The sequence below is a fragment of the Sneathiella sp. P13V-1 genome (assembly GCF_015143595.1).
Classification (GTDB): Bacteria; Pseudomonadota; Alphaproteobacteria; order Sneathiellales; family Sneathiellaceae; genus Sneathiella.
Map to the genome: position 1 here is coordinate 1 of NZ_WYEU01000006.1, position 12,095 is coordinate 12,095.

The 12,095-nt window shown below is 47.3% G+C and carries 7 protein-coding genes; 2 read left to right on the plus strand and 5 right to left on the minus strand.

Annotated features, from left to right (window positions below):
* Positions 1-5,397 (plus strand): Ig-like domain-containing protein (locus GUA87_RS18020; protein ID WP_415774806.1); only part of this gene is annotated, 5,397 nt, incomplete at its 5' end.
* Positions 5,398-5,454: 57 nt separating this feature from the next.
* On the opposite strand, the gene GUA87_RS17200 is transcribed toward GUA87_RS18020, so the two are convergent.
* The 3 genes from GUA87_RS17200 to GUA87_RS17210 form a co-directional block, all read right to left on the minus strand.
* Complete coding sequence (locus GUA87_RS17200) at positions 5,455-6,591, minus strand: carboxylate-amine ligase (protein WP_193717962.1); 1,137 nt, start codon at positions 6,589-6,591, stop codon at positions 5,455-5,457.
* A gap of 29 nt (positions 6,592-6,620) precedes the next feature.
* Positions 6,621-7,370, minus strand: a complete 750-nt coding sequence (locus GUA87_RS17205) for an N-formylglutamate amidohydrolase (RefSeq protein ID WP_193717865.1) — start codon at positions 7,368-7,370, stop codon at positions 6,621-6,623.
* An 84-nt stretch (positions 7,371-7,454) separates the two neighbouring features.
* A complete protein-coding gene (locus tag GUA87_RS17210; RefSeq protein ID WP_193717866.1) occupies positions 7,455-7,862 on the minus strand; it encodes a hypothetical protein in 408 nt (135 codons plus the stop codon).
* A 271-nt stretch (positions 7,863-8,133) separates the two neighbouring features.
* Here GUA87_RS17210 and pyk point away from each other — a divergent pair, with 271 nt between their 5' ends.
* A complete protein-coding gene (gene pyk / locus GUA87_RS17215; protein ID WP_193717867.1) occupies positions 8,134-9,570 on the plus strand; it encodes a pyruvate kinase in 1,437 nt (478 codons plus the stop codon).
* Here the strand turns inward: pyk and glcF are convergent.
* Positions 9,556-10,860, minus strand: a complete 1,305-nt coding sequence (gene glcF, locus GUA87_RS17220) for a glycolate oxidase subunit GlcF (RefSeq protein WP_193717868.1) — start codon at positions 10,858-10,860, stop codon at positions 9,556-9,558. The genes pyk and glcF overlap by 15 nt on opposite strands.
* A complete protein-coding gene (locus tag GUA87_RS17225) occupies positions 10,857-12,092 on the minus strand; it encodes an FAD-binding oxidoreductase (protein ID WP_193717869.1) in 1,236 nt (411 codons plus the stop codon). Before GUA87_RS17225 ends, glcF begins: the two co-directional genes overlap by 4 nt.
* Positions 12,093-12,095 lie beyond the last annotated feature (3 nt).

A 12,095-nucleotide genomic window follows, 5' to 3' on the forward strand; every position in this document is an offset into this window, starting at 1 on the left:
GGTAAGATCTCCTCTTCTGCCACAGATACTGCGTCTGATACGGAAGACACAACTGCTGACAATACGAAGACAGATGAAGCCACCTTCAGCCTCACTGTTGAAGATGGTACAGTGGCTCCAACCGTCTCCACCAACCTGGATGCGGGGGATCTGCTGATCAAGGAAGATAACAGCGCCATCTTCACTGTCACCGCCAATAGCGGCAACACAACAGATGAGCTGACCTCCATCAACTTCGCTGATCTGCCAACAGAGGCAGGATGGACAGTTGAGATCAGTACAGATGGCTCCACATGGACCCCTCTCTCCACACCAACAGACAGCTTTGCCATCACAGGCTCCGGTGTGCAGACACAGACCCTGCAGGTCCGTGTCACCTCCCCAGAAGATAGCGATGTGGATGCCCTTAAAGACATCTCCATCACCTCTTCTGCCCGCGATATCACAGATACCTCTGTCACAGGCAATTCAACAGCCACAACTGTTGATGTAACGGTTGATGCGGTTCTGGATCAGTATGTTGACGTTTCCGGCAATACAGCATTCAGTGAAACTCAGGAAACAAACGATCCAATTGATCTTAACCTGACAGGTACATTGGCAGGAGCCTCTTTCACACACTCTGAAGATGGTGGGGCCGATGGTGATGCATCTGAATTGGTGACTATGGAAGTGACTGTGGATAACGGTGCTTCACTTGGCTACACCCTGCCCTCTGGAATCAGTGTTTCACAATCCGGAGGTACATGGACGTTCACTGGTGATACAGCTGATGGTACGGATTGGAGCAATTTGATCGATAGCCTGAGTATCACCACGACATCTGGCTTTAACGGCGATGTAACTGTGGATATCACAACGACAACAGTTGAAAGCAACACACCCGCTGCGAACTCAACTTCTGAGCCAGATATTACCGACAACAAAGAAGTGGATACCCATCAGGTTGTAGTATCTGTGACATCCGACGGTGCAAGCGCGACAGTAAGTGGTAGCGTGTCAGTATCAGAGGATAACGCACCAGATCAGGACGATTCAGGTGCCGCATCTGCAGCGCACGATGTCACCATTGATGTTGCAGATATCTTCACCCCAGCTGACAACGAGGAAGTGACAGGAGCCACACTCACTTTTGGCTCCGGAGTATCGGTCTCTATCAACGGGACTGCAGTGACAAGCGGCACTGCACTCAGCGCTGCGCAAATCACAGCTTGGACATCGGGCATAGGTATTGACGTTGAAATACCGGCTGATAGCGATGTTGATGCTACGGTTGGCTTTAACATTAGCTATGAAGATCCTGACAGCGGCGCGACAAACTCCACTTCAGGTGATTACACCATCACCGTGGATGCCGTTGCAGATCAACCTGCAGGGACTTCTATTGGTGTGGCGACAAATGGCTCTGCCTATATCATTGGTGGGTCCAGCGGTGGGAACCTGACAACACTCTATACTGTTGATTTGGATGCGAGTTCCGGCACCATTCAACCGGTTGAAGTTGGACAGATTACATACACCATTGGAAACAGTACATACACCTCTTCTGACTTTGAGGCATTGGGCTCTTCAAATGGATATCTGTATGGCATCACAGTATCCGACCATGTCGTGACAATTGATCCGGCAACTGTAACGGCCGGCCAAGTCACTGTAGTGGAAGCGTATGATATTGCCGGCGGCAATGTCATTAGTGATCAAGCAGGTGCAACCTTTGCCAATGGACAGTTCTATGTCGTCACTGGCAGCGGAAGCAACAGCATACTTTACACAATTGATCCAACCGACGGTTCAACGGCAACAGTTGGAACTGTGTCTGGTGTTAAACTTGACGGATTGGCATATGACACAGCGAACAATGAGTTCTGGACTGTCGCCAACGAGGGGTCGGAAACGAACGCCTATAAGCTTTCCTTTGGCGCTGGCGGTACGATCACATTAACGGATCAGGTTAATATCCCTGGCAACCCAGATATTCAAAGTATTGCTTATGGTCAGAATGGAAAGTTATGGATTATCGAGCGGAACAACCCAGGAACTGTTCAGGAGTTGGATCCAGATACCCTTACGCTGACGTCTACATTTACAATCGACAACAGTGACCTCAGTGCTGCGGGCATCGAGAACCTGACAATTACGACTTCGACCAACAGTTCTGTTGATCCAGGAGATCAGTTCGGTATTACACTTGATGCAACATTTGGTGACACAACAGACGGATCAGAAGTTCATTACTTCCTGGTAGAAGTCCCTGCTGACTTTAGCGTTTTAGATCCTTCTGATCTGGTGACTTACTCAGGCGGTAATGGTCCGGATGGTGTTCCTGATGGAACTTACCTGAAAGTGGATGCGGACAGCATCATGATCAATGGTCAAGCAACGACAAATGCTGTTCTTGTGGCTCCAGACGGTCTGACAACGGATACTGATTATGACATTTCTGTCTTTACGGTATCTGAGGAAATCAACACTTCCGGCACAGAAACAGACCTCACAAACAATGCGTCTGCTGTCGAAGATACAGTTCAGGTGACAATCGAAGGTGCCATCACAACCTTGAATATGGCATTTGCTGTACAAGAGTTTGCGATCGATACAATTGGTTCCGACCCATCAAGTGATGCAGAGCTTTCTGAGCAGTCATTTGGTGTGGATCATACAGCCAATAACTTCAAATGGGACGGTGATGTTGATGTCACTATCAATGGAGTCTCTGTCCCATTGTCTAGCCTGACATCCCATGGCGAACAAATCTCAATTACCCTGCAAAATGGTGGTAAAGAGCTTATCGGTTCAACAAGTGCAGGTGATGTATTTGTCCTTAACTTGAAACCAGGTACTTCTGGCGATTATGAATTCGAACTGAAAGGTCCGATTGACCACCCTGAAATTGATGTGGATGGTGGCGATGATGTGATCAAACTGGATGTGTCTTACAGCAGTAATACCCATGAAGGTGTTGTCTCCATCGACATCGTGGATGATGAGCCAACAGCCAGTGACCAGTCACATACAGGTGAAATCTCCACAAATGATTTCAGTGTCGCTATCTGTATCGACATCTCTACGAGTATGAAAAGCCAGTATGACAGTGACGGCAACGGCAGTAATGACACATCACGCCTTGAAGGTGCCAAACAGTCTGCAATTGCACTTGCAACAGAACTATTTGCATCCGGTGACGATGTAGCCATTAACCTCTCTGTTTTCGCAAGAGGCGGTGCAGATCTTGGAACCTATACGAACCTCGCGGACTTCACTGCACAGGTAAATAACATCCAGTTTGCAGACTCAAACTGGGCTGACAACCTGGGTATTGATGACGGCACAAACTACAATAGCGCTGTAGATGTGCTTGAGGATGGCCTCACCCCTATGATGAACGCTGATCAGTCAGAGGGAACGCAGAAACTCGCCTACTTCCTGTCCGATGGAGAGCATAACACCAACAGCTTCAATTCCAGTGATTGGCAGTCATTTGCTGCGGCAAACGATATCGAAGCATATGCCGTAGCAGTGGGTGGCGATATTTCAAATCCAACTAATGATCCAGACCTGCAAGGCGCTTCATATGATCCTGACAATCCGGGTGACGCTTCTGCAAATATTCTGGTTGTAGACAATCCTGCGGATCTAACCGCGACGCTGGTGGATACAATCGCTGGAACAATTACTGGTAACATCTTCACAGGTACACCAAGCGGAACATATGGTGCAGATCAGGCGGGTGGCATTACGGAAATCAGTGTATTCGGTAATACCTACACACCTACCTCGCCAGAAGTTTCCGGGGATACATTGGAAGTAACCGATGGTAGCGGAAATACTTTCACCATGAATTTTGCAACAGGTGATTATGAGTTTAATACATCTGATGGAACAACTGCGGTAGACACCACAATAACCTATAAACTTGAAGATTGGGATGGAGACGAAGCCACAGGAACAATCGATATTGATCTTACGGTAACTCCGAACGCGCCGGAAGCTTATGACAATGCGGATTATGTGCTTCAAAGTGTGAATTCCGGAACGCTGGTTACAACAACGATTGAAGACTTTGAAGACGGTAACGGCTTCAATACTTTTGGTGTCGTTGATCGTGAGCGTGAAAATCACGCGAGCGGTGATCAGGTTAAAGACGGCAGCAGAGCTGCTGAAATCAGCGCTGATAGCAACCAAAGTATCGGCAACCTTGAATCCTTCATTGGCGTAAATAACGTTATCAGTAATACACTTGGCATTTCTGGAGCGGCCGAAGGGTCTGCATTAAGCAAATCCATTACTGCGGATGCCGGCGACTCGATAGCGTTCAACTGGTACTTTGAAGATCGAGACTCTTCTAATTGGCCAGACAACGGCTTTTATGTATTGAAAGACTCCAGTGGAAATATCGTTGAAAGCGGCATTTTAGGAACTGCCGGCAATGGAGATCAAAGTGGCCTCCAAACGCTCAACATTGCTACTTCAGGTAACTACACACTGTATTTGGGGGTTGTGAACGTCAACTCTAATGATGGTAGCTATTACTCATCCAGACTCTGGATTGATAAAATTACACAGACTTCTGAGGATGTTACCTACAACGAAGTTTCCGGTAATGTTCTTGATGATCCGATGAATGATCCGGGAAGTGATGACCTTTGGGGTATTGGCGACCTTATCGAGTTTGGTACTGAACTTACATCTGTCGAGCATGATGGCGTGACATACAACCTCACTGGCGGTTCTGCGACATTTACGACGGCTCTCGGCGGTACGTTTGAAATAAATGAAGATGGATCTTACACCTACACTGCACCGGTTGGCAGCATTACGGGTGTTGAATCTGAAGTGTTCACCTACACCCTGACAGATATCAGCGGTGATACGGATACTGCAGATCTATCTATCAATGTTGCAGAAGATAGCAGCTTTATGCCGCAAACCTTCACTGGTGACAGCTCCGACGAAAGCTACACAGGTGGTATTAATGATGACTTCCTGAGCGGCATGGGTGGCAATGACACTTTGTTTGGTGGTGATGGCGACGACTACCTGAACGGTGGTGCTGGTGATGATCAGCTCCATGGCGGTGCAGGTGCAGATCTGTTTGTCTATGAAGGCATCAATGACGGTGATGATACAATCTTCGGCTTCGATGCAAGTCAAGGTGATGAAGTGGATCTAAACGCATTGTTTGATGCACTTGACGCCAACGCAGGCACAAGTACAGATGCTGAAGGACGTGCTGGTCTTGTCAATCTTGATAGCGACGGAACACATACTGTGCTTACTATCAGCGGGCAGAGTGATTTCTCGATTACTTTGGATAGTATTGATCTTGGAGATCACATGGGTGATCTGACATCTGATCAATTACAAAGTCTAGGAATAACGGTTGGCGATGAAAGCTAACTGGAACAAAAAAAGCCCGGCAGTTGCCGGGCTTTTTTTTTAACTTGTGAAAACCAACTAATTCAAGCCTTCAATGGTTTCTTTCAAAACATTATCGACGACCTGACAAAGGGCGTCCTTGTTGTCAGCTCCCTGTTTTTTCGCGTCTTCATAAACGGCGATTTGTCGATCTGCAGACGTACCGCGTTCAATAATTTTGCGAGCATGATAAACCTCGTCAAGACAGCCCAAGGCGTCGGCATCCTCTTCCACAAGGCCGATAATTTCCTCGATCAGCTCAGAAGTCGGTACCTGTCCCAGAATGCCTAGATCAATCAATTTGCCTTCAACACCAAAGCGTTGAGCCATCCACCTGTTTTCAGCCACCAGAGTTCGCGGGTAAATACGCCAACGCTGGTTTTTGCGGCGAAGTCGATACAACATGCGAAGTAAGCTTGAATAAATAGCTGCAATACACAGAGTATCTTCCATCAAGGAACAGACATCTGTCATACGCATTTCAAGTGTCGGAAATTTTGAAGAGGGTCGTAAATCCCACCAGATTTTACTGCTATCCTCAATGGTTCCGGCATCCACCATCACCTTCACAAGGCGCTCATACTCGCTGTAGCTTTCAAAGCGATCCGGAATACCTGTCCGTGGTAAACTATCGAAAACACTCAGGCGATAGGATTTAAGGCCACTGACTTCCCCCCGCCAGAACGGAGATGATGTGCTTAACGCCAGTAAATGCGGCAAGAAATAGGACACCTGGTTCATCAGATCGATACGAACTTCAGGATCCTCAATGCCGCAATGAACATGCATCCCACAAATCATTAAACGCCGTACAACAGCCTGCAAATCCTGCGCGATCACATCGTAGCGTTCTTTTGCAGTGTGCTTTAGTAGGTGCCAGTCTGCAAACGGATGAGTAGAAGCCGCCATAAGGGCAAGGCCATGATTATTAGCAACCGTTGAGACAGTGGATCTGAGTTCTATCAGACTTTCCCGCACCTCTGTGATGTTGGAACAAACTTTTGTGCCGATCTCAATCTGGGATCGCAGAAATTCCGGTGTAACCTGATGATCGGGGAGAAGTTGTTGGCATTCTATTAAGATATCTTCCGGAGGATCAATCGCAAGATCGCGTGTTTTAGGATCAACAAGCAGATACTCTTCTTCAACACCTAATGTAAAACCGGGTTCATTAATTCCCATTTCGAAGCCTCTGTCAGACAATTCTAGTCAGTATTTAACCGTTTCTCGACCTGAATGACCAGATCCGTCATCAAATTCGCCCATTTTTCCGCACCATGATGGGTATCGATTAGATCCTGACGGATTTCTACAACAACATGCGGAATATCTTTCTTCGTCCCATGTTCGTTCATTGTATAGCCGAGGGGTTCTCGGGCGGAATATGGCTCGTTATCTCCGACAACCAATGTTGGGTTTTGATTTAGTATTTCGAGCATTGGGAGAGCTATCCGCCCATCCTGATCCCACAAGATGCCTATATGCCAAGGCCGATCAAAATCATCCATAATCGGGGTGAAACTATGCATGGAAATAACAATAGGTATCGCCCTTGATGCTTTTTTAGCCTCCAATATCTCAACCAGCTTTTTGTGATAAGGCTTGAAATAGGTCTCCACACGATGGTCACGCTCTTCCTGTGGTAAATCCTTATTACCAGGAACTTCGACCCCATCACTTATAGCGGGGCAAGATGAAGGATCTGTAGGGTATCTGTTCGCATCAATTAGCAGTCTGGAGAATGTTGAAAAAATGGCAGTTGCCCCCAGTTTTTCAGCCATTCTTTTAGTGACATCCTCAATCCCTATATCCCAGGCAATATGACGGCGTAGAATTGATGGATCCTCAATTCCCAAGTTGTTGTATTTTTCAGGAATTTCACGGCTGGCATGATCGGCGATCAGAAAAATCGGGCTTTCGCTGTTTTCATTCAGCAGCGTATAAGGCTGGGACATAATCTTAAACTTGAAATAATTGTTGGAAACTCCCTTTTAATTTAGTGCCATAGCACCCCAATCAAAGGAAGGCCGCAATATATATCAGTTATGCCAACGTTCTTCAATGGCGAGGGCTATTCCTTCGAAATCAGCCTCATTCTCCATCATTCCATCCGGAGCAAGCCACCAGTCCGTCATTTCATTGTTTAAATATGCCACCGGATCAGCGACACCTTGATCTTCAAGTTCCTGCATCCGCGTGACAGCCCATTCATAATTGTATTTTTTAGGAGCTGGTTTCGCCTTTTCTTCACTGTGGTCAAACATATTGCTATCGACAAATGCCAATTGGGGTTCACTGCGGATGACCGGCTCCATCACAGTTTTCCGACTGTTATTAATCACTTTATGAAATTTAGGGATGACATGAATTCGGAATTCAGCAACGACAAATCCAATGGCTTCGGCCATATAAATGGGTATGCGCCGCAGAAGTCGTTTAGCCCCCATGGTGCAGTACCAGCGAATCCGTCTCTGATTTGCTATTACCCTCATGGGAATCTTTTTTGCCATCCATCTGATTAAAGAAGTCTTAACGAGAAAAGGAACTGCTCTCTAATTTACTTTCGACACATGAAGAACACATGATCTATTTGAATTTCGAATTTAGCGCATAAACCGCTATATTAATTTCACTTTGTTGATAATATGAAAGTCACAATTTTCATTTACAGTTCATAAACAATGGTTTGTGAGTTATTTCCAGAAACAGATTTTCATTATGAGACGACAGCGCAAAACTAAAATTATTGCCACACTTGGGCCCGCAAGTTCTTCCCCGGAAATGGTTGAAAAACTGTATTTAGCAGGCGTTGATGTCTTCAGGCTTAATTTCAGTCATGGAGACCATTCGGATCATAAGGAACGCGTCTCAATCATTCGAAAACTGGAAACCGAACTTGGGCGACCCATAGGTATTCTCGCTGATCTGCAAGGCCCAAAAATCCGTGTCGGCACCTTTGCTGAGGGACCAGTTCTATTGGAGAAAGGACAGGAGTTCACCCTGGATCTTGATGACAAGGCAGGCGATCCAAGCCGTGTCTCTCTGCCGCACCCACAAGTTCTTGCTTCTCTGGAAGACGGCAGCACATTGCTTTTGGACGACGGTAAACTGGAACTGAAAGTCACCAAGGCATCTCCAACTAAAGCTGTTTGCACGGTGGTCATCGGCGGAAAGCTGTCTGACCGGAAAGGTGTCAATATTCCAGATGCTATCATCCAGATGAGTCCTTTGACCGACAAGGACCGTAAAGATCTTGATTACGCGTTGGAGCTTGGCGTGGACTGGATTGCGCTTAGCTTTGTCCAACGCGGCGAGGACATTGCTGAAATTAAAAAAATTGTCGCTGGACGCGCTGGCGTTATGGCGAAAATTGAAAAGCCATCAGCCGTGGACAATCTTGATGACATCGTAGAACTTGCTGATGCTTTGATGGTCGCGCGTGGTGACCTTGGTGTTGAAGTTCCGATACAAAAAGTACCGTCTCTCCAAAAGCGGATCATTACACGGGCGAAAAACGCAGGTAAGCCAGTTGTTGTTGCAACCCAGATGCTGGAAAGCATGATTTCTGCGCCTGTTCCAACCCGCGCGGAAGTAACCGATGTAGCCAACGCAATCTATGACGGAACAGACGCTGTAATGTTGTCGGCGGAAAGTGCAGCGGGTGATTACCCCGTCGAAGCTGTCAGCACAATGAACGATATTGCCGAAGAAACGGAGCTCGACAGCAATTATCGCATTGTCATGGACGCTTCCCACGCATCACCGGAAGCGACAACAGCTGATGCCATCAGCGCTGCGGCTCTTCAAGTTGCCGATACCATTCAGGCATCTGCTATCGTTACATATACCACGTCCGGGTCAACAGCTTTGCGCGCCGCGCGTGAGCGAGGTACAGCACCTATTCTGGCGCTGACGCCATCTATTCGAACCGCACGCCGCCTGGCATTAAGTTGGGGATTACATTGCGTCCATACGGCAGATGCCGAGAATTTCGCCGACATGGTGGAAAAAGCCTGCAATATCTCTTTCCGTGAAGAGTATGCACGTCCTGGTGAGAGGATTGTTATTATGGCCGGGGTTCCATTTGGAACACCCGGATCCACAAATATTCTTCGTATCGCGTGGGTTGGCGAGAAGACCTTAAGCCGTATGTAAGCGCTCAATTTGTTCTGGTTTGGGACCACCTGTTGCCCAATCGAGCAGTTCAACTGTGTGAACGACGGGCAGTTCCATTCCAGATGCAATTTGCGTAATACAGCCAATATTCCCTGCGGCCACAAGATCCGGGGCAACCTTTTGAATATTTTTGACTTTCCGCTCTTTCAAGCGGGCAGAAATCTCAGGCTGCATCAAATTGTAAGTCCCAGCGGAACCACAGCAAATATGTGCCTCTGGCAATGGATAAACATCGTAGCCAGCCTTCTCCAGCAATTGTTTAGGAAGGTTGGTTACTTTCTGTCCATGCTGCAAGGAACAAGCGGAATGATAGGCCACTTTCAGACTTGGAGTTGAACCTTTTGTTTGCAATTCCACATCCGCCAGATATTCCGTAATGTCTTTGGCAAGAGAAGCAACCAACGCGGCTTTTTCTTTCAAAGCTGGATCATGCTCAAAAAGGTGCCCGTAGTCTTTAACCGTTGTCCCGCAACCGGACGTATTGATCACGATCGCGTCCAGCTCACCTCTTTCCGCTTCGGCAGACCAAGCAAGAACATTCTTCTTCGCGAGTTCCAGCGCGGGATCTTCCTGCCCCATATGCAGAGGCAACGCACCACAACAGCCACTTTCTTTTGGAATGACAACTTCGATGCCATGACGGGTTAGCAACCTGATTGTGGCGTCATTGATTTGCGGTGACAGTACCTTCTGTGCACAACCTGTCATCAGAATAACGCGCCCTTTTCTGGAAGGCTCGTCTACCTTGTGCAAGGGCACTTCATCAAGGATAGAGCGTTGTTCAATTTCTTTTGGTGCCATATCAAGCATGGCACGAAGGCGACCCCTAAACAAACCTTTCAATGGTCTGGATAACCCTGCCCCAAAAAGCGCCAAACGGAACAGATTTGGGCGCGGTAACAAGATGGTCAGCATCTTGCGCAGCATTTTATCGACAAGCGGCCGATCATAAGTCTCTTCAACATACTGACGTGCATGATCAACCAGATGCATATAATCAACGCCAGAAGGACATGTTGTCATACAAGACAGGCAAGAAAGACAGCGGTCAATATGTGTAACCGTATCCGCAGGCGCTGGTTGCCCACTTTGCAGCATTTGCTGGATCATATAAATGCGGCCCCGAGGGCTGTCCCGCTCGTCTCCAAGTTCGGTATAGGTCGGACAAGTTGCGGTACAGAAACCGCAATGCACACATTTGCGGAGGATATCGTTAGACGCCGAGAATTTCGGATCCGCGAGCTGTGCTAAGGTAAAATCAGTTTTCATGATTTCGCCCCTTCAGGTAATGCATACATACGTTCCGGATTTAGGATACAGGAGGGATCAAATCCATCTCTGATTTTCTCGCTGATCATCATTTTGATTTTATCTTGCGGATGGAAAGGTGAGATGGCTGATCGCACACTTGCATCAGCACGAATGAGCGTTGCATGACCGTTTTCAAGTTTACCTCGAACACTCTCCTCCCCGGCATTTTCTGTGGCGGCTGGCAAAGAGATCCAAATCAAGCCTCCGGCCCAATCAAGATAATACTCAAGACCACTAAGACTCTCTGAAAGTGACGCTATATATGATGCCGCTTCTGCTGGAGGCGTTGAGATTTTCCAAACAATCCGCGATTGATCTGCTACGAATGCGCCCACATTCCCAGTAAAATCCCACAACTTTTCTGATCGCATACCATGCAATTCTTCGATGTCACCACAGTCTTTAAACATATCTTTCAAGGCTTTACACCGGAATTCGGCTGAAGGCGCGGCACCTTCTACTTTCATCACCGTGACTGATTTCTCTGGTTCTGAGATCAAATCAATATCTGTTCTCTTAGCGATGTCTGCAGGCAGATAAGCCGTTGCAACAACCTCATGAATTGAAGACATTGCCCTGTTCATGGTTTTAACAGCTTGTTCTGGACTTTCTCCAAATACGACAACGGTTCGTGTTTTCTCCCCTTTAGGAAGAACCTTAAATGTAAATTCGGTGGCAACAGCCAAGGTTCCATGGCTACCAGCAATCAACTTACAAAGATCATAGCCCGTTACGTTCTTCATAACCCGGCTACCTGTATGGAACGGCTCAGCACGTCCCGTGAACCCTTCCACCCCTAAAAGGTGATCCCTCGCAGCACCGTTTTTAATACGCTCAGACCCAGACAGGTTACAGGCAAAGATACCGCCTAATGTGGTCAGCCCAGCGTCTTTCCCCATCAATGGACCGAGATCAGGAGGGCAAAATGCCATCTGCTGCCCTGCATCCTTAAGAGTCTTTTGAATTTCGACTAGGCGGGTTCCCGCTTTTGCCTTCATAACAAGTTCTGCTGGTTCATAAAGAAGAACGCCGTTTAAATCTGACATGGACAATTCTGCGTCCACTTCAGTCGGTCGACCCAATTCTAATTTTGTTCCACCGCCCGTTACGTTGATAACTTTTTTGTCCGCGATAGCCCAATCAAGCAATTCCCTGATCTGGCTATCTTCACTCACACGTACTTTTTCCATTGC